Genomic DNA, 21,556 nt, shown 5'->3' with positions numbered 1-21,556 from the left:
ATCACGTATGTTTAACGTTTGACCGTTAAACCTTGCATTGGCAGATTATGACGTCCCACAAGTCAACTGGTGAGCTTTCCGAACAGGAACTTCGCGAACTCATTCCCCAGTTGCAGCAGATGACAGATAAATACAAACACGCTGTTGCTATGCAAAAAGCGCTGTTTGATATTTCAGAGCTGGCCAGTTCGGTCAGTGAATTATCACGTCTGTACCCCGCAATCCACGACATCGTGGGACGCTTTATGAACGCCCAGAACTTTTTTGTCGCGTTCTATGAACGTGACAAAGAGCTGGTTGATTTCGTCTACTTTGTGGATGAATTTGACGAACAGACGGTAACCCAAATTCCCGCATCCAAACTGATGGATGGCATCACCGGGCATATCCTTAGAAGCGGTAAACATCTGGTTTTTACCAAAGAGAATCAGCAAGAACTGCTGACCAAACACAAAATCAAAGCTTTTGGTGAGTTACCTGTAGATCTTATTGGCGTGCCTCTGAAAAGAGGCTCCCAGGTTATCGGCGCCATGGTGGTGCAGAGTTATGACGACGCGGTTCGCTACTCACCAGACGATCTCGAGCTGCTGCTGTTCGTGTCGCAGCACATTATCAACACTGTCGACAGGGTAAAGAGTCGGGAGCTAACCGAACGCACTATTCGCGAGCGTACCAAACAACTACGCCAAATGAATGATGAGCTACAGGAAGAGATTCTGGAGCGTCAGCGCATCGAATCTCTGCAGCAAGCGTTGTTTGAGATTTCTGAGCTATCGGCCGGCTTTGAAGGCAACATGCTGCAGTTTTATGGCAGCCTCCACGACATCATCGCGCGTCTATTAAGCGCACCAAACTGTTACATTGCCACACTTGACGAAAAAGGTGAGAAACTCGAGTTTCCCTACTTCAGTGATGAAAATAAGGATTCTCAGGAAAGTCGTCCCCTCGGCCTGGGTCTGACCGAATATGTACTGCGTACCGGCAGAGCCGAACTGGTCAACCCGTCTCGCGTTGTTGAACTGGCCGAAGCGGGCGAACTGGACGTGTCAACCGCCCAGCGAATGCTTGACAGTTCTAACTCTTGGCTCGGTTCACCGCTGGTCGTTGATGGTGAAATCTCAGGCGTTATTGCCATTCAGACCTACGGTAAGCACGCCAAATATACACAGCGTGACCTGGAATTATTGCGCTTTGTATCACACCACATTGCCGTGGCGATGGAGCGTAAACGTTCAGCCGACTCGATACAGGAATACAACCAGATACTGACGGAAAAAGTGCAGGAGCGCACAGAAGAGCTACACCAGACCAATGAGTTCCTGAAAAAACAGATCAACGAACGTAAACAAATTGAATTAAAGCTGCTTCATGATGCGCATCACGACGGTCTGACTGACTTGCCCAACCGCACCATGTTTAACAGCCGTCTTGAACTGGCGATAGCGAACAAAAAGCGCTACAAGGAAAATAACTTCGCAGTGCTGTTTATTGACCTCGACCGCTTTAAGCTGATTAACGACACGCTCGGCCATTTGGCCGGAGACCAGTTCCTGATTGAAGTTGCCAGACGCATCCAGAACTGTATTCGCGGACACGACTTGCTCGCGCGTCTCGGCGGTGACGAATTCGTTATCCTGCTAGACAACTTCGAGAGCGACGAAGATGTCGAAGAGGTGGCATCACGTATCATTGAATCTATTTCTTTGCCCTTTGAATTGGAAGGCAAAGAAATGTATTCGGGTGCCAGTATCGGTATTGCCTATATTGAAAGCGGATATCAATCAGCAGACGAAATCATTCGAGACGCTGACGCAGCCATGTATCAGGCCAAAGCCATGGGCCGTGGCCGCTACGTGATGTTCGATAAGAGTATGCGCGATCGCTTGCTTGAAGAGTTGGCGCTTGAAAATGAGTTCCGCCGCACGCTACGTGAAGAAGAATTCGAGTGCTATCTGCAACCCGCATTCAGCTTTGCCGATAAGCAGGTAATATTCCACGAGTGTTATGTTCGCTGGCAACATCCAACGCTGGGTAAAGTGAAGCGCGAACAGTTCTGGCACGTTGCAGAGCATAGTGGTTTAACGCTCGAACTGGATATGTTCATGCTCGGCAAAGCGTGTGACATTCTGAAGCTATGGCAAGAGGGTGAGGAACGTCACCACAAGGTGGCGGTGAATTTATCTATCAACCATATCATGCAACCCTCACTGGTTAACCAGCTGGTTGATTACATCAAGAACAGCGGCATTGATCCGAAAATGCTGGCATTTGAGTTTGATGAAAATGACCTGAACAGACGATCACAGTTCCTGTTACCCGCGATTAAAAAGCTAAAACGCGTTGGTGTCACACTGGTGCTGGATAATTTTGGTAGCGGTTTGGCGTCATTGAGTTATTTATTCGCTTACCCGTTTGATTTCGTCAAAATCGACCATCGATTCGTTAAGTCTATTCCGCGCTCACAGCGTAACATCAAGCTTATTCAGTCAGTGATGTTGATTTCAGAACATCTGAACTACAAGTTGATTGCAGACGGTGTCGAAAGTCGTCAGCAAATGGCAGCACTGGAAGAGATTGGCTGTCGTTTCGGACAAGGCAGGTATCTTGCTGAGTCTGTGCCGTTCAATACAGTCATCGAAAAATCAAGACAAACTGCGTAATCATCTTATTTATTCAGGAGGTTGCGTAAATTACTGATGCTCTGCTGACCTTTTTGTTGCCTGACTTCCGGACTGTCTTTCACTTTTTTATCCTGCCACACGACATCATCCTGAGGTAATTCAAACAAAAAACGGCTGGGTTCAGGAGCGATAAGTTCTCCATACTGACGGCGCTCTCTGGCCAGAGTAAACGTGAGTTCCTGCTGTGCTCTGGTGATCCCGACATACCCTAAGCGTCGTTCTTCTTCGATATTGTCTTCATCAATGCTGCTCTGGTGAGGTAATAATCCTTCTTCCATTCCCACCATAAACACAAACGGAAACTCCAGTCCTTTTGACGCATGTAGCGTCATGAGCTGCACCTGATCGGCATCATCAGCCTCCTCGCCGCGCTCCATCATATCGCGCAAAATAAGTCTGTTAACGACTTCCTGAAGGGTCATAGGTGCATCGAGCTCATTACCCTCCAGCATATCCGTCACCCAGCCAAACAGCGTACTGATGTTCGACATCGCCATTTCCGCCGCTTTCGGGCTGGGACTGGTTTCATATAGCCATTCTTCATAGCCGGATGCTTTAATCAGTTCACGGATACAAGCGGCCGCGTCCCCTCTTATAGCGCGGTCTGACAATTCGACTATCCAGCGAGAGAACTGCTGTACAGATTGCAGTGCCTTACCAGTGAGCACTGATGCCAGTCCTTGGTGACAGGCCGCTTCAAAAATACTGACATGCAGATGATTAGCAAAATTACCCAGTTTTTCTAATGTGGCTCTGCCAATCCCGCGAGTTGGCGTATTGATAATGCGAAGCAACGCGTTATCGTCGTCCTGATTCACCAATAAGCGTAGATAGGCCATGATGTCTTTGACTTCCGTACGGCCAAAAAACGACATCCCACCGCTGATGCGATAGGGAATACGGTTGCGCATCAATACCTTTTCAAATACGCGGGACTGATGATTGCCCCGGTACAAAATGGCGTAATCGCGAAAATCAGTGTTGCGCATAAACTTGTGCGCAATCAGTTCGGATACCACGCGCTCGGCTTCATCCTCTTCATTTTTGGTAACCAGCACTTTCAGCGGCTCACCGTAATCCAGTTCAGAGAAAAGGCGCTTATCAAACACATGGGGGTTGTTCTGAATGAGGATGTTTGCGCTGTGCAGTATCCGGCCTGAAGAACGATAGTTCTGTTCGAGCTTTATTACGTTTAGACGTGGAAAATCCTTTTGCAGCAACGCCAGATTCTGTGGTTTAGCGCCGCGCCATGAATAAATGGACTGATCGTCATCCCCTACCACGGTAAATCGTGCCCTTTCCCCGACTAACAATCTTACCAATTCGTACTGGCTGGTATTGGTATCCTGATATTCATCAACCAACAAGTACTGAATTCTGCTTTGCCACTTCTCGCGAAGGTGTTGCTGCTCTTTGAATAGTAGAGTGGGCATTAAGATCAGATCATCGAAATCCAGGGCGTTATAGGCTCGCAGATGATTCTGGTAACGCTGGTAAAATTGCGCAAATTCATTTTCGCCCTGTGACGACGCGCTAGCCAGTAGCTGCTCAGGCAGCAGCAAGTCATTCTTCCAGTTTGAAATGCAGTTCTGCAGAATAGCCAACTGCTCTTTGTCTCCGCCAAGTTCATCATCGGTCAGATCTTTTAACAGCTGCATGGTGTCCTTATCATCAAACAAGCTAAAACCCGGCTTGATGCCCAGCGATTTGGTTTCTGCTTTGATGATATTCAGACCTAATGTGTGAAAGGTCGACACCTTCAGCCCCCGCGCCTCTTTCTTTCCAAGCGTTTGCGCGACGCGTTCTTTCATTTCCCGCGCGGCTTTGTTGGTAAACGTCACCGCAGCGATATAGCGGGCAGGAATATCACACTGACGCACCAGATAAGCAATTTTGTTGGTAATAACGCGAGTTTTGCCACTGCCTGCGCCAGCCAGCACCAGACAGGGACCGGATATGTACTCAACGGCTTGTTGTTGGCCAGGATTTAGCTTCATACAAACACACTACGGCAAAGAAGGAGCGAAAGTGTAGTGAATTTAGTCGTCACAGGCCAATAGTCTTTGTACCTGTGCGTCGGCTTACAATGTTACACTCACATTATCACGTTTATTGAATACAGGCTGCCACGCGGAACAGGAGGTGCCAGATGCTAGATCCTAAAAAACTTGAAGACATCGCCAAACAAATTTCTAACGCTGTACCACCCGGTGTGAAAAGTATGGCTGGTGAGGCAGAGCAGCGCATTAAACAGGTGCTGCAGTCACAACTATCCAAGCTGGATTTTGTCAGTCGTGAAGAATTCGACGTGCAAAGCCAGGTACTGATCCGAACCCGCGAGAAGCTTGAAGCCATGGAAGCGCGAATCGCTGAACTGGAAAAACAGCACTCGGGTGGTAACGCTTAATTCGGGTGGTTCAGGCAATTATTAGATAGTGTCCGCTCAGCCCTAAAGCAATGACCAGTCCGACGTAGTGATTGTTCAGAAACGCATGAAAACAGGCCTGCCTATCTCTGTCACGTGTTGACCAAAGCTGTTGGATAAACAGGCCTACGCAAACCAGCAAAGACATCCAGTAAGGCCAGGAAAGGGCTAATTGATGTCCCACCAGTATCAACAGTGCCAGCATCACACACTGCAGCGCGGCGATAATCAGTAAGTCATGTTTGCCAAATAAAATCGCCGTCGACTTTACTCCAATCTCAATATCGTCGTCCCTATCTACCATTGCGTAGAAGGTGTCATACGCAACCGTCCAGCTTAGGTTTGCTGCATAGACAATCCATGCCCACCACGGCACCTGCTGCTGAATGGCCATAAAGGCCATAGGGATCCCCCAACCGAAGGCGGCGCCTAGCACGACCTGAGGCAGATGCGTGTAGCGCTTCATAAACGGATAGCTACTGGCCAGCATCAGTGCACCCAATGACAGTAAGATAGTGTGCACATTGAGTTGTAATACCAGCACTAAGGCGATGGCAATCAATGCTGCGAACAATCCCAGCGCTTCACGTTCCGTTACTTCTCCGGACACAAGCGGACGTGCTGAAGTACGCTTCACCGCGCCGTCAACATGTCGGTCTGCATAATCGTTTATCACACACCCGGCAGAGCGCATAACGACCACACCGGCAACAAAAACGAAAAGGATATGCCATTCCGGCAGCCCCTGAGCAGCAATCAGTAATGCCCATACCGTCGGCCACAGCAAAAGATATATACCAATGGGTTTATCGGCTCTCATTAAACGCCAGTACGACAGTAGTTTACCTTGCGTCACGACTTCATCCTTTCATTTTTAACGCCACGATATGCTGGTGCATCGGGCAAAAAAGTTTCCGCCACCAACATCACATGGTCGGCATAATGAAAACACGAACGACGTCCCCACAGATACATATCTTTTGGCTCAATAAGGGGGGCAAGTTTATCTGGCGCCAGCGCATAGCTGAGCTGAAACTCGCTGCGTGAAAACCGTTTATCGTTAAAAATGACTTTACCTAAAGGCTGCTGACCTAATTGCGATAACTCGCCATCTACCAGAGCCTGACAAATTACCGAGCGGGCGTATACCCAGGGCTGGCCGTCACCACACAGGATCACTTCCCGTATGACCCAGTTTCCGCCAAGCGGCTTATCGGGTAGCACGTCGCGCTCACAATCTGTGGGTTGGGCTGGATGCTGACCAAGTAGTATGAGATCAAACCGTCTGCACATACTTTGCAAGCGCTCGGTCAACGATCCGGTATCCAGCAACCAGTTTCTTAAGTATGGTTCGGGCACAGACACGTGCTGCGCGTCTTGCCACGCAGACGATGGGCCAACAGGGAAATCAGGTATCGATTGCAATGTGATTCTTTTATTTTGCTGTACTTGGCGATGCCCTGACGGACAGTTTTTTATAAGTATTGAGTATATCAGCCGATAAGCTTAGTTGGCGACCCTGCAAGCCAGAGATCTTATTTACCACACAGCCGGTATAACCTCTTTGCCATTGCAGCAGGTTATACTAAAGTGACAGTGTGTGTCGTGCAGGGCACTGATACAATCAAATAAGCTTATGAACAATGTAATGGAATCAATGAAAGTACTGCGATTTTTGGCGTTATCACTGCTACTGGCCACCCCAGGACTGTCTGCGCAATCTACTGTTGCCTACTTTGGGCTAGAGCCAGATATCGTCACCAATTATTTAAGCTCGGACGCTCGCAGACTGGGTTATGTCCGGGTCACCATTGAGCTAATGCTGGACAGCCCTGAAAACCTCGAAGCAGCAGAACATCACTCGCCGCTGCTACGCGCCACCATTATCGACATCTTTGGCCGCCAGCCTGAAGAACGCATAAAATCATTAACCGGCCGGGAAGATATCCGTAGAACGACATTGGACGCGTTGCGCGAGCTTATGCGCAAAGAAACGGGCTCGGAAATGGTGCGCGATGTGATATTTACTAAGTATTTATATCAAGGCTGAGGCGTCGCCTTAAGCCGACTCATTACCCAAGCGAAGGCACAGCCGGAAATCAGTCCTAAGGTATGGGCGGTATTTGCCATGTTCACCCACAGCACATCTGCATACCCCAGCACCAGCCAAATTAGCATAAAGCCGATCAGGTGACGGGGTAAAGACAATCCCCACGACGGACGTAGCACGCCAATCCACCATACGAACCCGAACACCGCATACACAACACCAGATAGACCACCAAAATTGGGCCCACTGGTCATCAGCTGCCCGAGGTTAGCGGCAAGCGATGATAGTAAAAACAGAATAATCAGACTCGATGAGCCAAACACCCGCTCGATATCCTTGCCCAGTATCCACCACCACAGCAGATTGAAAACAATATGTGTGGCTGAGAAGTGAATAAAATCAGGGCCTATCAGTCTCCACCACTGATGGTTAACAGCCAGCACATCAAGTGACTGCATGCCAAGCGCGGCAAATACCTCTCTGAAAAAGCCCAGCAACAAAAGCACATATACTGAGATACATAGCAGCATGATGAGACTGGTAAACGGTGCCTGTTTCAACACCTGCAAAACAGGCGTCTTGGGCCCCGAGCTGTCATCGCTCAACTTAACAGACTGCCCTTGCGACCACGCTGTTTGCTGATATTTCTGGTCTTCCGGGTTAGCGATAAACTCTTCAACGATACCCTTGGCCGCCGCCTCGTCATTATCGTCCAAAATGACCACCGTGTGCGGGTGTTCACCGGAGAAACGTTGATATTCAGATTGAATAGACTGGCTGTTCAGATAATCCACTAGCAGTCTGGCCGGAGACTCAATACTGAACGCAACAACGGGTTTACTCACTCAATCTCCCGTTGAGAAATCAGCATTCTGGCGCCAGGCCTCAAAACCACCATCCAGATTAAACACATTCTCGTAGCCTTGCTGGACTAGAAACTGGGCAGCCTGCTGGCTACTGATACCGTGATAGCAACAGACAATGACGGGCGTCTGTTTGGACGTCTGCTGCATAAATGCCGGCAGACTGTCGTTATTCAGATGAAAAGCACCTTCAATATGACCGGCCGCAAAGGTCTGCGGGTCGCGAATATCAACCACCACAGGCTCTCCCGTATTGATGTACGAGTGTGCTTCCTGCACTGACAGGTGCTTAAACATAAATGAACGTCCTCAGTTACCAATCAAGAATGACTTTGCCAGACTGTCCCGACGCCATCGCGTCGAAGCCCTGCTGAAAGTCATCCACAGAAAATTTGTGCGTAATGACAGGCGATATGTCCAGACCAGCCTGAATCAAACTGGCCATTTTGTACCAGGTCTCAAACATCTCGCGACCGTATATGCCTTTAATCGTCAGGCCTTTGAAAATAACCTGATTCCAGTCAATCGCCACATCGCTGGGCGGAATACCCAACATAGCAACTTTACCGCCGTTATTCATTTTTTCTAACATATCGCGCAGCGCACTGGGTACACCGGACATTTCCAGGCCCACATCAAATCCTTCTGTCATGCCCAGCTCATCCATCACTTCACCCAGATCCTGCTGTTGAACGTTGACGGCGCGACTTGCTCCCATGCGCAATGCAAGCTCAAGACGATATGGATTCACATCGGTAATCACCACGTGTCTGGCACCGACGAAGCGCGCCACTGCAGCAGCCATAATACCAATGGGTCCGGCACCCGTGATCAGTACGTCTTCGCCGACCAGGTCAAACGACAGGGCCGTGTGTACCGCATTGCCGAAAGGGTCGAAAATTGATGCAAGCTCGTCTGAAATGTTGTCCGGGATTTTGAATGCATTAAATGCGGGTATCGCCAGATATTCTGCGAATGCACCTGAACGGTTAACCCCAACGCCCGATGTGTTGCGGCAAAGATGACGGCGACCGGCGCGACAGTTACGGCAATGGCCACAGGTAATATGACCTTCACCGGAGACGCGGTCGCCGACTTTAAATCCGCGCACTTCCTGGCCCATATCAACGACTTCACCCACATATTCATGACCGACGATCATCGGCACAGGAATGGTTTGCTGCGACCAGTCATCCCACTGATAAATGTGCATATCCGTACCGCAGATCGCCGTTTTGCGAATTTTGATCAATAAGTCATTATGGCCCACTTCCGGCTTCGGATTATCGGCCATCCAGATGCCTTTCTCTGGATACAGTTTGGCTAGCGATTTCATGCAATCACTCCCATTTCTTTGCCCACCTCAATAAAGGCATCGATAGCGCGGTCAATTTGCTCGATTGAGTGCGCAGCCGACATCTGCGTTCTTATCCTGGCCTGTCCTTTTGGCACCACCGGAAACGAGAAGCCGATCACATAAATACCACGAGCCAGTAGCTTATCTGCCATATCGCTGGCCAGTTTGGCATCACCCAGCATCACTGGAATGATAGCGTGATCTTTACCCGCTAAAGTAAAGCCCGCCGCTTCCATACGGGTGCGAAAATGGTTGGCATTACGTTTTAGCTGGGCGCGCAATTCGTGGCCGTCACGCAGCATATCGAAGACTTCCAGCGACGCATTGACAATCGGTGGAGCGACAGAGTTTGAGAACAGATAGGGGCGTGAACGCTGACGCAGCCACTCAACGACCTGCTTTTTACCCGAGGTGTAACCACCCGACGCACCGCCAAGTGCTTTACCCAGGGTACCGGTAATAATGTCGACGCGGCCCATCACATCACAATATTCGTGACTGCCTCGTCCATTTTCGCCGATAAATCCGGTGGCATGACAATCATCCACCATCACCATAGCGTCATATTTATCTGCCAGGTCGCAGATACCTTTCAGGTTGGCAATGATGCCATCCATTGAAAACACGCCGTCGGTAGCGATGACCTTGTATCTTGCTCCGTCGGCTACCGCCTTTTGCAGTTCCTGCTCCAGTGCGTGCATGTCATTATTCGCGTAGCGATAGCGTCTTGCTTTACTCAGCCTGACTCCATCAATGATACTGGCATGATTAAGCGCATCTGAAATAATGGCGTCTTCCGGGCCTAAAATGGTCTCGAACAGACCGCCGTTGGCATCAAAGCATGAAGGATAAAGAATGGTGTCTTCGGTGCCCAGAAAGTCGCTGATTTTTTGCTCCAGCTGCTTATGAATGTCCTGGGTCCCACAAATAAACCGAACAGACGCTACGCCGAATCCATGCTCATCGAGCCCGCGTTTGGCAGCCTCTATCAGTCGAGGATGATTAGCCAGCCCAAGGTAATTATTGGCACAGAAGTTTAAAACATGTTCGCCACCAGCGACCGTAATATCAGCCTGCTGCTGAGATGTGATCACACGCTCCTGCTTGTACAAGCCGTCTTCACGTAGAGTGTCTAACTGTTGTTGTAAGAACGCGTCAAAGGGTAAAGTCATGCGCTACACCTGTTCAGTCGAAAAGGCCGATATTCTAAGGGATCCGGCATGGCTTGGTACAGTAGTGTATGTGGATAATGCTGACCCGTGTAATTAATTGCTTACGCCTGGGTCAATATCACGTCAACCTGCTCAATAACGTGGTCAACCTCAATCCTTTCCATCAATGTTTGTCCCTTGGCACGCGTTCCCCAAGGCAGAACATGCCAGGTTTTACCGGTTTGCTCTTCAATCACCTGATCATATACGGAAACCACGTGAGACAGGTCGTTATACGGGCCCGTACGTCGCGGATTACTGTGTGCATACAGGCCAATGACGGGTGTGGATACTGTACTTGCCATATGTGCAGGTCCCGTGTCGGGAGCAATAACTAGCGACGCCTGCTGAAGCACAGCAAGAAGTTGTTTAAGGCTGGTTTGGCCAACCATATCTGTACACTCTTGATTAGTGTGCTTAAGGATGTCATCCGCTAATTGGCGTTCAGCAGGTGCGGGGCCGCCACAGATCACCACTTGATATCCTAATGATTGAATGTGGGTTGCCACGGCAGCATACCTTTCAGGTAGCCAGTTTCGCTCTGCTTTACTGGCCGCGGGGCATATTGCGACGAATTTCCCCAGCTCTGCCAGATGCTGATGAGCCCACTCAACGTCTTGCTCGGTCAGCCCCATGTCCCACTGCAGTGGCTGCTCTGGCACCCCAATGGCGTCAGCAAAATCCATAAAGCCCTCTAAGACATGAGCGTGGTTATGCGCGGCGACTCTGCGGTTGGCGAACAGCCAGTGAAGCTCCTTGCTGCGCGCCCAGTCAAAGCCCATTCTTATCTTGGCGGGGATCTGACGACTTGCCAGATTGGCGCGAAAAGCAACCTGCATTAAAAATAAGACATCAAACATCCTGCCCTTAAAGGCATTCTTCAGGTCTTTAAACGCTTCTCTGCCTCGGGATTTGTCGAAAATCACAAACTCGATTTCAGGAATATCCTTGACCAATTGGTACTCGATTTTGCCGATCACCCAGGTAATACGAATATGTGGTGCCTGTTGACGGATCCTGGTCACCATCGCAACCGCGTGACATACGTCACCAATAGCAGACAATCTGAGGATACACAGGCGTTCAATGTTTTGTAGGTTTGGCATGAGCAGTCATTGAGAGTTGAACGGGCAGGAAGATGGAATCTGCCGTTAATTTGATTACAATCTAACGGTTTATACAAGGGCTTCAGTTTATTTAATGTCATCAACCGCAGCGTTGCCAGCAGGCCACCACATTATCGTTCATCCCGATCTCCAGGAGCCTGTCACACCACAGTGGTTTATGCCTGAGCACTGGCAACAGCTCAATGCTGTGCATGGCAGTGCGACGGGTCGAGGCGCAGCATTATTCATACAATATAACGGCATAGAGATGGTCCTGCGCCATTACCGGAGAGGCGGCCTAATAGGTAAATTGATTCATGTTCATTATCTGTACACCGGTCTGCCTGGCACCCGAGCGTGGCAGGAATTCACGCTGCTCATGTACATGCGCAAACACGGTCTTGCCGTACCAGAGCCGATTGCTGCGCAGGTGATCAGACACGGATTGACCTATCGCGCTGACCTCATCACCCGTCGAATCGAAGACGCTAAAGATGTGTTTACCCTGCTACTTGACACCACATTGTCCGAAAGGAACTGGCAAGACATAGGCAATACAATTAGAGCCATGCATGATTTACAGGTGTACCACCATGATTTGAATATTCATAACATCATGTGTGATAAGCACAACAAGGTCTGGCTAATTGATTTTGATAAGTGCGCCATCCGTAGTGGGCACGCCTGGAAGCAAAAAAACCTGGATCGATTACTGCGTTCTTTACGCAAAGAACAGGGTAAACACTCTGCATTTCAGTTTAGTGAACAAGACTGGCAACAGCTGCTTGTCGGCTATCAACGCACCTGAATCGATGACTCTTCGGCAAGTTCTGACAGAGTGAAAAACTGTCGCTTAGGCGCAAAGGCTTTGTAGTCATGGTCAATGCGATAAGCGTTGAATACTCTATCCGCCTGTAACACCACCGGCGTCTGGAAATTGATGAAGGCTTTGGCCGTATCCAAAGTCAGCGCGTAAGCGTGAGTGCCAATGATTTTGCCAATGCGATAAAAGTCATCTGAATAATCACGCATGATCATCTCATCCAATAACACATCATGCATATTCTGCCAGTTGGATATATGCAGCTTTTTATACAACCGATACAACGCTACCTGTAGGCTGGATTTGAGACCGGGGCGCTTTTCATCACGATATCCAAGCATCAATAGTTGCCAGTCTTCAGGCAGCTGCTCCATCAACTCACTAAACCTTGCCAGTTCCTGCTCTACCGGCAAGACATCGTCCTCGAAAATCATGACTCGTTGATAGCCATTTTCTACCATATCCTGCCACATGTTTCTGTGAGACAGGGCGCAGGCAATCTCGCCCAACATCATCGAACGGTGTGTGCGCTTTAACTGCCGATGCCGGGTATCGTCGTACACGCCTTCATCAATGACCTGTTGCATCGACATATTGCGCTTATCGGTGCCGTAGAAGAATGTGAAGTCCAGTCCCTGCAAGGCCTGTTTTACGCTTTGTTGACGGTCAGTCGCGTCTTTGAGTGTTAACACGTAAGCATGGTCAAAATAGCGGTTTAACTGGTCGTATCCGGATTGCAGCACTGTCATATCAGTATTCACTCATCGGTCGTTTAGCAGGTAGCGAATGTGGGTATACAGCAGGTAATCTGTATCGTCTTGCTGGTAAGTAAAATCACGCTGCTCAATATGGCCGCCTATTCTAAGCATCCAATCGCCCCATTGCGATTGATAAAAACCGCCTAGTTGATAGGTGCGCTCGCTGACATCATCAGTCAGTACCGGGCTGGGTCGCTGCCCATCTTCATTCAGCTTCAGATGTCGGGCGGTCAACTGCATGACATCACCATTGCTAAAATGTTTGTTGTAACCAAGTGTCAGCGCTGTTGCATCGCTGTCAAAAGTACTGCCGATGGCTCTTCCCTGATAACGGTAGCCAGACGTATAGGTGCCATGTTCATAGTAGCAATTGGTGACCGTTGAGCTTGCCGATGCACAGGCAATGTTCGTGTCACTGTGTTCAATGTAAAGTTTGCCGCCCCACAGGTAGGTTGACGCGCCTATTAGATTGGCATTATCGGTTGGACGATAAAAGTCTACCGCATCCTCGCCAATTCGCTGTGCATAGAGGGATAGCGGGCGGCTGAACACATCAAACGTGTATTTGATGTCAAATCCCGCCAGATGATTGCCTTTTTTGGTATCCAACGCCTCATCACACTGTGCACTGCCGTCGGCACAAATAGCCCGGAATGTCACGACATCCCAAAAGTCACTAAAACTATTACCCTGCCCTTCACCACCCCACATCGCGGCCCAGGATGCACCTATTTCCAATCTTTTAATGGGCGTGAAGGTGAATCGTGTTGACCATAATCTGGGGTTTGCTACATCTCGTTCAGACTCCAGACGGCCCATTTGAGCGGTAAAATACCAGGGGCCTAACCATGCCAGCCAGGGGTGCTCTGACGCTGTTGCTGTGGAGCGCGACAACGCAATACTGGGGATCGGACGGGCATTATTCGACAGAATAAGACTGCTTGACATTGCAGGTCCCCACCACTGGTCCATGGCTCCCAGGCGTATATTCCAATCACCAAACTGATAAGCGAGATAGCTTTGGTCAACGTTGTTGGCGCCGCCACTGTCGTGATTCACGGAGATGTGTGCCGACCACCTGCCACTGATAATGTCTGAGGTAACATTGAGGCGAGCACTGACTTCCTGGTTGCTGTCGAAATCCTGCATTCTGCTTTTATCAGTGGCAGCATAGAAATTCATGGTCGTGCGCCATTGCTGTTCATTCTGCACCGCCAGATAGTAACGTAGCCGCCGCAGAGAAACTTGTGCTGCTGGCGATAATTGCTGCATATCCGCCTGCTGTAACTGGTTACCGATACCTTTCCAGGGCACGGGAAAGGTCATACTGGCGACATCCAGTACGCCATAATCAACTAAGGTTTGCAGATCGTAGTGAAGCTGCGGCTCGGTAGTTCCGATCCACGGTGACGCCCAGCCTGTAGAAGCTGTCGACATCAAAAATAAACAGGCGAAAATGCGACTACGCAACAGATGGTCCTTTGCTCACGGTGCCTTAAACGGCGCCTATCCTACCCTACTATAACGCTGATGCAATACACAGACGAGGTTTGCGTTTATCTGGCATCGCCCCCGTTGCATCGACACGCTATAACCGTTAGTGTTCAGCTATCCGAGCACATGCCAACGTAACGAGTATGTACACTAAAGCAATTTATCCAGGCACATTTGACCCCATTACTAACGGTCACTCCGATTTAATTGAGCGTGCCGCGAAGATGTTTTCGCATGTCACCGTTGCGATAGCGGCCAATCCAAGTAAGAAGCCGCTGTTTACCCTGGATGAACGGGTGAAAATGATTCAGCAAACCACCGCATCACTGGACAATGTAGACGTTGTTGGCTTCACCGGCCTACTGGCTGATTTTGCCGACCAGCAGCAAGCTACGATTTTGATCCGTGGCCTGCGTGCGGTATCCGACTTTGAATATGAGTTTCAGCTCGCCAATATGAACAGGCGTCTGAACCCCAAATTGGAAAGTGTGTTTCTCACTCCCGCCGAGGAAAACTCGTTTATCTCGTCTACGCTGGTCAAAGAGGTTGCTCTGCATCGTGGTAATGTAAGTGACTTCTGTCACCCTATCGTACAGCAGGCGCTCAAAGAGCGGCTGCACGGAAAGTAACATTCAACGCTGACAATTGGTGCAGTAAAACGTATTACGCTGTCCTATCATGGCCGAGCGCAGCGAATTACCGCAGCGCTCACAAGGCTTGCCATCACGCCCGTAAACCCTTAGATGCTGGGCAAAGTAGCCGGGGTTACCATCTGCCTTAGTAAAGTCTTTAAGTGTCGTACCGCCCTGCTCTATCGCTTTCGCCAGTACCTGCTTAATATGCCCGCCAAGCTCTATATACCTGCGCCGACTGACTCTCCCTGCCGCACGCCGAGGATCGATACCTGCCAGAAATAGCGACTCATTTGCATATATATTACCGACACCCACCACCACATGGTTATCCATAATAAAGTTTTTTACTGCGACCGATTTACCACGCGACAGTGTATACAGATGCTCACCATCAAACCCATCGGTGAGCGGTTCAGGCCCTAATCGCTGTAATAGTTCAATAGGTTCAGATTGCGGCGGTTGCCACAAACAGGCGCCAAACCGTCTGGGGTCGTTAAAACGCAAGCACTGACCACTATCCAGCACGATGTCCAGATGGTCGTGCTTCTGCAGTGGGTGAGCCGCATCAACCACACGCAGTTTACCACTCATGCCAAGGTGCAGGATGATACTGCCTGCCGCGGTATCGATAAGCAGGTACTTGGCACGGCGACGAATATCCGTAATGGTCTGCTGCTGTGCGCTAAGTACGTCATCAGGCACCGGCCAGCGAAGCATCGGCTGCCTTATAATAATTCGCTCAATGCGACGATGAATGAGATGAGGCAAGATCCCCAGGCGACTTACTTCAACTTCAGGTAGTTCAGGCATTGATTAAACGTTCCAATCCTGGCGACAACAGTCGGTACCAGCTTTGTTGATATCGAAGCAGTACATCACTCTGCTGCGGATAAAACTCAAACACGCGTCCCTGAGATTCACCGGCTAACCAGATGATTACCACCTGTGGTGAGCGTTGATTCAATTCGGGCTGACTATCTACCTGTTCGACAACAGCGGACTGCCAGGCTTGCACTAATGCAGCCAGATCTGACTCATGTTCACTTACAGGCGTTTGGCGCCAGCCCTGACCAATACGCTCTACACTACTGCCATCCAGCTCTATCGTCATGACTAAAGCGTCGTCCGGCAATAGTGGCCGAGGCTGATACTCTGCAGACGAATCTGACTTAAAAATGTCGGATAAATTGAACAATACAATCATCACCAGCATGGCAAAGATGATGACGTTATTCCATGCTCGCTGAGACAGGCGCATAGGCGTTCTCGAAAATCAACGTACGGTGATCATAGCACCATAAGTCAAACGCAAAAAACCCGACATAAAAGCCGGGTTTTTCTGGAGACAAAAACAAGTAGTATTTACTTGATTTTTGCTTCCTTGAACATCACATGCTTGCGCACTTTAGGATCAAATTTTTTGATCTCCATTTTGCCAGGCATATTACGCTTGTTCTTGTCAGTGGTGTAATAGTAACCAGTACCCGCTGACGACACTAATTTGATTTTGTCACGCATTGCTCTGTTCCTTTACACTTTTTCGCCGCGGGCACGCATATCGGCTAATACCGAATCAATGCCTTTCTTGTCGATGATGCGCATACCTTTAGTAGACAGACGCAGTTTTACAAAACGGTTTTCGCTCTCAACCCAGAAACGGTGGGTTTGCAGATTCGGCAGAAAACGACGACGCGTCGCGTTGCGCGCGTGCGAGCGGTTATTACCTACCGCAGGTCGCTTGCCAGTAACTTGACATACTCTAGACATCGTATTTGTCTCCAAACAACTTTATTTAGCTAAAACCGGCAAATCGATCGCGGGTCAGCTATGCTACAGATAAGAGGGCGCATGTTATACAGCAAATCACGGTGCGATTCAATCATTGTTTGAATTTAAATCGCTTTTTCTATGCCGTGAAGGGTTCGGGTAACACGATGCTTCTTTGTATAATCGCGAATTGCGCGGTTTTTATCGCGCATTTCCTGAGTAACGTAGCCGCGAGCGTGGTCTAAATGTACACAAATGGCAGAGTAACGAATTTGCTTGGATTTGATCCCGGCGTTGAACATTCGTTCGCCCAGTTCCCGGTCTTCACCACCATATTGCATGCGTTCATCAAAACCATTGGCAGCAAAAATATCTGAGCGCCAGCCAGACGCATTGTGGCCATTCCAGGTCGCTTTGGTTGGCGTCAGCCAATTGAGCAACTTCGCCTTGTTTCCCGATGCAGTCAGCTTCATTGTTTTATGACTGCGTTTCAATCCATGCGCCACCAGCCAGTCGACATCAAATGCCTGACCTGAGGCAATGTGTTCTTTAGTAATTGCCTTGCTGGTATCCATGGGTAACTTGAAATATCCCCCGGACAGAAAAAAACCGGGCTGTGCATTTTGCACATGTACGTTTAAAAAATCATTGCGCGGTATACAGTCACCATCTGTAAAGACAATATACTCTCCTGTACTTTCCAGCAGCGCTTTATTCAAAATGCGAGTCTTCTGAAAACCTTCATCAGGTTGCCAGACATGCTTAACCTGCATATCAGATTGCTCACAAAACGCCTGTATACGCTCCCGGGTCTCATCGGTCGACCCATCATCAGCAATAATCACCTCGAAATCTCGATACTGCTGATAATGAAACCCCCACAGGGTTTTCTCCATCCAGTCGGGAGAATTATAGGTTGAGAAGATCACTGATAATTTCATGGTCAATTTCCTGCCATTGCGTTATCGCACCAAAGCGCGAAGTCTGCGTGCATTGTGTCTGCGATTTTGCGCTAAAAATACGCATTGTTGCCAAACTTTCTGCCATCGCCTGGTCGGTTGAGACCGACGATTTTGAGTTGCATCAATATCACTGCGCACCGATGCACTGGGTCTGAATGGATAGGGTTTAAGACCGAACACTTCGATATCTTTTTCCCACCAATATTGCAGGTCCAGATCAATAGGCCGAAAGAATCGCTCACTGTTATCAAGCAGCTTTCGAGCGCCTGCCAGACTCACCGCCTGAGCACAGGTCCTGGCCGGCACCTTATTATAGATGAGTACTCGTTTTTCACTCGGAGGCCAATGCCAGATGGCTCGTCGCTTTTCAGGATACTCAGCCAGCTTTATATAGTCCCATGCCACGTCAAGTTGGCCAATGACGTTACCAACCTGTTCAATATTGCCTTGCAGCTCGATATCATCTTCCAGAATGACAGCATAGGGCAGTTGCTCATCAACAATCGTCTGCCAAGCCTTACGGTGGCTCAAATAACACCCCACTTCACCGCGCGACAAATCGCGATAAAATCGTCCTGCATTGGCCTCGCTATCATAGTGCTTTTGCAGCTCGCTTTCGCTGAGAAGCTCCCCGTCTACCGCTTCGATACGCCTGATAGCGTGAGATTGCAATTGCTTCTGGCATTCGGCAAACCGATGTACCGAGCGTGCCAGATTTATTACAAAGATGGGGGGAGCTGCTTGCAACGGTGACCTCAAACGTCTTTCATCATTCGCCGGCCAGATTCACAGCCAGCCGCGTTGTGCGAATGATACCGTGGATTGCGCACCAATCACAAAGTGATCGAGCACAGAAATGTCCAGCAGAGACATGGCATCAATAATTCTTTTGGTGATATGGCGATCTGCCTGACTTGGTTCGGCAATACCGGAAGGGTGATTGTGTGCAATGATCACGGCGGCGGCATTATCATCAAGAGCTTGTCTGACTAACACTCTGGGGTACACAGCAGCACAATCAATACTGCCTCTGAACATATCCCGAACATGCAACAAACGGTGCTGACTATCCAGAGACAACATCACAAAGACTTCATTATGCTCATCACGCAGATGCTGTGATAAAAAATGAGCGACATCATCTGCGCTGTTAAGCGCCTTTGGCTCGTCAAGCTGCTCTGCCGCCATTCGCCGGGCTAACTCAAACGTCGCCCTGAGCTGCGCCACTTTGACCGGGCCAATACCTGACAGCTCAAATAGTTGTTTGTTTGATGCGCGCTGCAAATGACGCAGTGAACCAAACAGCGTCATTAATTGCATCGCGAGGGATAAGCAGTTTTGCGTTTTGGTGCCTGTCCGCAGAATGATAGCCAGCAATTCCGCATTTGATAATATTGCAGCGCCATGGGCCAGCAGCTTTTCCCTTGGTTGCTCTTTCGTCGGCCAGTGAGTGATGTTCATTTGCTGGGCGCTCCTTTTCCGAAAACCTGACCGTCCTGGCACAGGCAATAAGTACTACTGGAAAGTTTCCCCCTTTCCAGCTCATAATAATAGGCTTATTCATTGTTCATCGGCTAGTACAGTTTTTATGGGCCTTTGCGGAAAAAACATTCTATTGGGTGTGACGGGCGGCATCGCCGCATACAAAACCCCTGACTTGGTGCGCAAACTTACGGCGAAAGGCGCCAATGTGCGTGTCGTATTAACCGAGTCTGCGCGAGAGTTTGTTAGCGCATTAGCACTGCAAGCCGTTTCCGGTCATCCGGTCAGTGATGATCTGCTGGATAAAGACGCCGAGGCTGCAATGGGACACATTGAGCTGGCGCGATGGGCTGACGAACTGCTGGTTGCCCCGGCAACGGCCAATTTCATGGCTAAACTGGCGCATGGCCTGGCTGACGACTTACTGAGCACATTGTGCCTTGCTACCACTGCGCCCATCACCCTGGCACCAGCCATGAATCAGCAAATGTGGGCTGCATCGGCAACGCAAGATAATCTCAACGTTTTACTTAGCCGAGGCGTCAACACCCTTGGCCCTGCTGCAGGTGAGCAGGCCTGCGGTGATATCGGGCCCGGCAGAATGCTGGAGCCCGAGGAAATCGCCGAATCGCTCGACAACCAAGGCGCACGCCCCTTACAAGGCGTTCGCATGACCATCACAGCTGGTCCCACTCGCGAGTCTCTCGACCCTGTTCGTTATCTGACCAACCATAGCTCAGGAAAAATGGGGTTTGCCCTCGCAGCGCAAGCCGCAAAGCTGGGTGCAGAGGTCACGCTCATTGCCGGCCCCGTTGCGTTGAACACGCCTTACAACGTTACCCGTATTGATGTGCAGAGTGCACAGGACATGCTGAATGCCAGCCTAGCCAACGTAATAGACACAGATATATTCATTGGTTGTGCGGCCGTTGCAGATTATCGTCCTCAGCAGGTCGCTGACCAGAAAATCAAGAAGACAGAAGATAAGTTAACACTTACTTTTATTAAAAACCCTGATATTCTTAACGAAGTATCGTCGCATGAGCAGAGACCTTTCTGCGTTGGATTTGCTGCTGAAACACAGGATGTAGCGAGGTACGCGCGGGACAAGATGGCTCGTAAGCGACTTGATATGATTGCTGCCAACGATGTGTCCCAGGCAGAGATTGGCTTTAACGCAGACAATAATTCGCTGCATGTTTTCTGGCCCGAGGGTGAACATGTCATTCCTACGGCCGATAAACAATCTGTCGCCCACGCATTATTATTGCTCATTAATGAACGTTATCAGCAGCGTAAAGGCCCTTAACATTTAACTCGAACAGATAAAAAAGGATAGCGATACATGCCCGCCACAAAAAGAACCAACAGACGCGCGCAAATTCTGCAAGCTCTCGCCAGCATGTTGGAGACCAACCCAGGTCAACGCATTACCACGGCCAAACTGGCTGAGCAGGTAGGTGTGTCTGAAGCGGCTTTGTATCGTCATTTTCCCAGCAAAGCGAGAATGTTTGAGGGCTTAATTGCGTTTATCGAAGAAACCCTTTTCTCTCGCATTACGAAAATCATTAATGAAGAGAAAGATACGGCAACACGCTGTCAGATGATCCTGCATTTGATTTTAGGGTTTGCAGAAAAAAACCCTGGCATCACCCGTATACTCAACGGTGATGCACTGATGGGTGAACAGGAACGACTGAGAGAGCGGATTGCCAAACTATACGATCGCCTCGAAACGCAGCTTAAGCAGATACTCAGAGAAAGGAAGCTGAGAGAAGGAAAAACACTCCCAGCTGAGGAAGGGTTAATTGCCAATATGCTTATCTGCTATGCCGATGGCAGAATCAACCTGTTCATTCGCAGCGAATTCACACGCCGCCCCACTGAACAGTTCAGTGAGCAGTGGCGTGTTTTCAAAAGTCGCTTTTTTGACTGAAGCTGG

General features: G+C 49.4%; 24 protein-coding genes. 7 read left to right on the top strand and 17 right to left on the bottom strand.

The genetic code is table 11. The features are described 5' to 3' along the window. Positions 1–47 precede the first annotated feature (47 nt). Positions 48–2,660: a bifunctional diguanylate cyclase/phosphodiesterase gene (locus tag G441_RS0111825; protein ID WP_026376544.1), complete on the top strand. Its 2,613-nt coding sequence runs from the start codon at positions 48–50 to the stop codon at positions 2,658–2,660. A 5-nt stretch (positions 2,661–2,665) separates the two neighbouring features. Here G441_RS0111825 and rep read toward each other — a convergent pair whose 3' ends face one another. Then, positions 2,666–4,678 (bottom strand): DNA helicase Rep, encoded by a 2,013-nt coding sequence (gene rep, locus G441_RS0111820; RefSeq protein WP_026376543.1) that lies wholly within the window; start codon positions 4,676–4,678, stop codon positions 2,666–2,668. A gap of 152 nt (positions 4,679–4,830) precedes the next feature. Here rep and ubiK point away from each other — a divergent pair, with 152 nt between their 5' ends. Continuing rightward, positions 4,831–5,088: a ubiquinone biosynthesis accessory factor UbiK gene (gene ubiK / locus G441_RS0111815; RefSeq protein ID WP_026376542.1), complete on the top strand. Its 258-nt coding sequence runs from the start codon at positions 4,831–4,833 to the stop codon at positions 5,086–5,088. A 10-nt stretch (positions 5,089–5,098) separates the two neighbouring features. Here the strand turns inward: ubiK and ubiA are convergent, their stop codons facing one another. Both ubiA and G441_RS0111805 read right to left on the bottom strand, forming a co-directional pair. Next, positions 5,099–5,926 carry a 4-hydroxybenzoate octaprenyltransferase gene (gene ubiA, locus G441_RS0111810; protein WP_034475067.1) on the bottom strand — a complete coding sequence of 276 codons (828 nt, stop codon included), beginning with the start codon at positions 5,924–5,926 and terminating at the stop codon, positions 5,099–5,101. Positions 5,927–5,958: 32 nt separating this feature from the next. After that, positions 5,959–6,531 carry a chorismate--pyruvate lyase family protein gene (locus G441_RS0111805; RefSeq protein WP_051275567.1) on the bottom strand — a complete coding sequence of 191 codons (573 nt, stop codon included), beginning with the start codon at positions 6,529–6,531 and terminating at the stop codon, positions 5,959–5,961. Between the two features lie 232 nt (positions 6,532–6,763). Between G441_RS0111805 and G441_RS0111800 the strand changes: the two genes are divergently transcribed. After that, a complete protein-coding gene (locus tag G441_RS0111800) occupies positions 6,764–7,156 on the top strand; it encodes a flagellar basal body-associated protein FliL (RefSeq protein WP_026376539.1) in 393 nt (130 codons plus the stop codon). Here G441_RS0111800 and glpG read toward each other — a convergent pair. From glpG to G441_RS0111775, 5 genes are all read right to left on the bottom strand, one after another. Next, on the bottom strand, positions 7,147–8,001 hold the full coding sequence (glpG, locus tag G441_RS0111795; RefSeq protein ID WP_026376538.1) for a rhomboid family intramembrane serine protease GlpG: 855 nt from the start codon (positions 7,999–8,001) through the stop codon (positions 7,147–7,149). The genes G441_RS0111800 and glpG overlap by 10 nt on opposite strands. Continuing rightward, complete coding sequence (gene glpE, locus G441_RS0111790; protein WP_026376537.1) at positions 8,002–8,316, bottom strand: thiosulfate sulfurtransferase GlpE; 315 nt, start codon at positions 8,314–8,316, stop codon at positions 8,002–8,004. Between the two features lie 16 nt (positions 8,317–8,332). Next, entirely contained in the window at positions 8,333–9,355 is a 1,023-nt protein-coding gene (gene tdh, locus G441_RS0111785; protein ID WP_026376536.1) for an L-threonine 3-dehydrogenase, read from the bottom strand. Further along, complete coding sequence (gene kbl / locus G441_RS0111780; protein WP_026376535.1) at positions 9,352–10,548, bottom strand: glycine C-acetyltransferase; 1,197 nt, start codon at positions 10,546–10,548, stop codon at positions 9,352–9,354. The genes tdh and kbl overlap by 4 nt, the downstream gene beginning before the upstream one ends. Before the next feature lie 101 nt (positions 10,549–10,649). Then, complete coding sequence (locus G441_RS0111775; RefSeq protein WP_034475021.1) at positions 10,650–11,693, bottom strand: glycosyltransferase family 9 protein; 1,044 nt, start codon at positions 11,691–11,693, stop codon at positions 10,650–10,652. 94 nt (positions 11,694–11,787) lie between these two features. On the opposite strand from G441_RS0111775, the gene G441_RS0111770 reads away from it, so the two are divergent. Continuing rightward, complete coding sequence (locus G441_RS0111770) at positions 11,788–12,501, top strand: 3-deoxy-D-manno-octulosonic acid kinase (RefSeq protein WP_051275566.1); 714 nt, start codon at positions 11,788–11,790, stop codon at positions 12,499–12,501. Here G441_RS0111770 and G441_RS0111765 read toward each other — a convergent pair. Both G441_RS0111765 and G441_RS0111760 read right to left on the bottom strand, forming a co-directional pair. Then, on the bottom strand, positions 12,489–13,265 hold the full coding sequence (locus G441_RS0111765) for a glycosyltransferase family 25 protein (RefSeq protein ID WP_156896362.1): 777 nt from the start codon (positions 13,263–13,265) through the stop codon (positions 12,489–12,491). The two genes, G441_RS0111770 and G441_RS0111765, sit on opposite strands and share 13 nt — an antisense overlap. Positions 13,266–13,277: 12 nt before the next feature. Next, positions 13,278–14,744 (bottom strand): capsule assembly Wzi family protein, encoded by a 1,467-nt coding sequence (locus G441_RS0111760; protein ID WP_240485129.1) that lies wholly within the window; start codon positions 14,742–14,744, stop codon positions 13,278–13,280. A 167-nt stretch (positions 14,745–14,911) separates the two neighbouring features. Here G441_RS0111760 and coaD point away from each other — a divergent pair, with 167 nt between their 5' ends. Then, positions 14,912–15,397: a pantetheine-phosphate adenylyltransferase gene (gene coaD, locus G441_RS0111755; protein ID WP_026376530.1), complete on the top strand. Its 486-nt coding sequence runs from the start codon at positions 14,912–14,914 to the stop codon at positions 15,395–15,397. Positions 15,398–15,400: 3 nt separating this feature from the next. On the opposite strand, the gene mutM is transcribed toward coaD, so the two are convergent. The 7 genes from mutM to radC all read right to left on the bottom strand — a co-directional run bounded on the left by mutM (position 15,401) and on the right by radC (position 19,593). Beyond that, positions 15,401–16,213 (bottom strand): bifunctional DNA-formamidopyrimidine glycosylase/DNA-(apurinic or apyrimidinic site) lyase, encoded by an 813-nt coding sequence (gene mutM / locus G441_RS0111750; protein WP_026376529.1) that lies wholly within the window; start codon positions 16,211–16,213, stop codon positions 15,401–15,403. Next, positions 16,206–16,661, bottom strand: coding sequence for a hypothetical protein (locus tag G441_RS0111745; RefSeq protein WP_026376528.1), 456 nt, complete (start codon positions 16,659–16,661; stop codon positions 16,206–16,208). Before G441_RS0111745 ends, mutM begins: the two co-directional genes overlap by 8 nt. 104 nt (positions 16,662–16,765) lie before the next feature. Further along, positions 16,766–16,921, bottom strand: a complete 156-nt coding sequence (rpmG, locus tag G441_RS0111740) for a 50S ribosomal protein L33 (protein WP_026376527.1) — start codon at positions 16,919–16,921, stop codon at positions 16,766–16,768. Between the two features lie 12 nt (positions 16,922–16,933). After that, a complete protein-coding gene (rpmB, locus tag G441_RS0111735; RefSeq protein ID WP_026376526.1) occupies positions 16,934–17,170 on the bottom strand; it encodes a 50S ribosomal protein L28 in 237 nt (78 codons plus the stop codon). A gap of 125 nt (positions 17,171–17,295) precedes the next feature. Next, positions 17,296–18,111, bottom strand: a complete 816-nt coding sequence (locus G441_RS0111730) for a glycosyltransferase family 2 protein (protein WP_026376525.1) — start codon at positions 18,109–18,111, stop codon at positions 17,296–17,298. 21 nt (positions 18,112–18,132) lie between these two features. Beyond that, a complete protein-coding gene (locus tag G441_RS18585; protein ID WP_034475017.1) occupies positions 18,133–18,879 on the bottom strand; it encodes a glycosyltransferase family 25 protein in 747 nt (248 codons plus the stop codon). 39 nt (positions 18,880–18,918) lie between these two features. Further along, positions 18,919–19,593, bottom strand: a complete 675-nt coding sequence (gene radC, locus G441_RS0111720) for a RadC family protein (protein WP_026376524.1) — start codon at positions 19,591–19,593, stop codon at positions 18,919–18,921. A 127-nt stretch (positions 19,594–19,720) separates the two neighbouring features. On the opposite strand from radC, the gene coaBC reads away from it, so the two are divergent. After that, positions 19,721–20,923: a bifunctional phosphopantothenoylcysteine decarboxylase/phosphopantothenate--cysteine ligase CoaBC gene (gene coaBC / locus G441_RS0111715; RefSeq protein WP_026376523.1), complete on the top strand. Its 1,203-nt coding sequence runs from the start codon at positions 19,721–19,723 to the stop codon at positions 20,921–20,923. A gap of 36 nt (positions 20,924–20,959) precedes the next feature. Then, positions 20,960–21,550, top strand: coding sequence for a nucleoid occlusion factor SlmA (gene slmA, locus G441_RS0111710; protein WP_026376522.1), 591 nt, complete (start codon positions 20,960–20,962; stop codon positions 21,548–21,550). Positions 21,551–21,556 lie beyond the last annotated feature (6 nt).

Source organism: Aestuariibacter salexigens DSM 15300 (assembly GCF_000429145.1).
Lineage (GTDB): Bacteria > Pseudomonadota > Gammaproteobacteria > Enterobacterales > Alteromonadaceae > Aestuariibacter > Aestuariibacter salexigens.
The sequence above is the reverse complement of the archived record's forward strand: the minus strand, read 5'-3'. Positions and strand labels throughout refer to the sequence as shown.

Excerpts from the sequence above, each read along its gene's own strand:
- G441_RS0111825 (WP_026376544.1), top strand. The coding sequence starts at position 48 with ATGACGTCCCACAAGTCAACTGGTGAGCTTTCCGAACAGGAACTTCGC.
- rep (WP_026376543.1), bottom strand. The coding sequence starts at position 4,678 with ATGAAGCTAAATCCTGGCCAACAACAAGCCGTTGAGTACATATCCGGT.
- ubiK (WP_026376542.1), top strand. The coding sequence starts at position 4,831 with ATGCTAGATCCTAAAAAACTTGAAGACATCGCCAAACAAATTTCTAAC.
- ubiA (WP_034475067.1), bottom strand. The coding sequence starts at position 5,926 with ATGAGAGCCGATAAACCCATTGGTATATATCTTTTGCTGTGGCCGACG.
- G441_RS0111800 (WP_026376539.1), top strand. The coding sequence starts at position 6,764 with ATGAAAGTACTGCGATTTTTGGCGTTATCACTGCTACTGGCCACCCCA.
- glpE (WP_026376537.1), bottom strand. The coding sequence starts at position 8,316 with ATGTTTAAGCACCTGTCAGTGCAGGAAGCACACTCGTACATCAATACG.
- tdh (WP_026376536.1), bottom strand. The coding sequence starts at position 9,355 with ATGAAATCGCTAGCCAAACTGTATCCAGAGAAAGGCATCTGGATGGCC.
- kbl (WP_026376535.1), bottom strand. The coding sequence starts at position 10,548 with ATGACTTTACCCTTTGACGCGTTCTTACAACAACAGTTAGACACTCTA.
- G441_RS0111775 (WP_034475021.1), bottom strand. The coding sequence starts at position 11,693 with ATGCCAAACCTACAAAACATTGAACGCCTGTGTATCCTCAGATTGTCT.
- G441_RS0111770 (WP_051275566.1), top strand. The coding sequence starts at position 11,788 with ATGTCATCAACCGCAGCGTTGCCAGCAGGCCACCACATTATCGTTCAT.
- G441_RS0111765 (WP_156896362.1), bottom strand. The coding sequence starts at position 13,265 with ATGACAGTGCTGCAATCCGGATACGACCAGTTAAACCGCTATTTTGAC.
- coaD (WP_026376530.1), top strand. The coding sequence starts at position 14,912 with ATGTACACTAAAGCAATTTATCCAGGCACATTTGACCCCATTACTAAC.
- mutM (WP_026376529.1), bottom strand. The coding sequence starts at position 16,213 with ATGCCTGAACTACCTGAAGTTGAAGTAAGTCGCCTGGGGATCTTGCCT.
- G441_RS0111745 (WP_026376528.1), bottom strand. The coding sequence starts at position 16,661 with ATGCGCCTGTCTCAGCGAGCATGGAATAACGTCATCATCTTTGCCATG.
- rpmG (WP_026376527.1), bottom strand. The coding sequence starts at position 16,921 with ATGCGTGACAAAATCAAATTAGTGTCGTCAGCGGGTACTGGTTACTAT.
- rpmB (WP_026376526.1), bottom strand. The coding sequence starts at position 17,170 with ATGTCTAGAGTATGTCAAGTTACTGGCAAGCGACCTGCGGTAGGTAAT.
- G441_RS0111730 (WP_026376525.1), bottom strand. The coding sequence starts at position 18,111 with ATGAAATTATCAGTGATCTTCTCAACCTATAATTCTCCCGACTGGATG.
- radC (WP_026376524.1), bottom strand. The coding sequence starts at position 19,593 with ATGAACATCACTCACTGGCCGACGAAAGAGCAACCAAGGGAAAAGCTG.
- coaBC (WP_026376523.1), top strand. The coding sequence starts at position 19,721 with ATGGGCCTTTGCGGAAAAAACATTCTATTGGGTGTGACGGGCGGCATC.
- slmA (WP_026376522.1), top strand. The coding sequence starts at position 20,960 with ATGCCCGCCACAAAAAGAACCAACAGACGCGCGCAAATTCTGCAAGCT.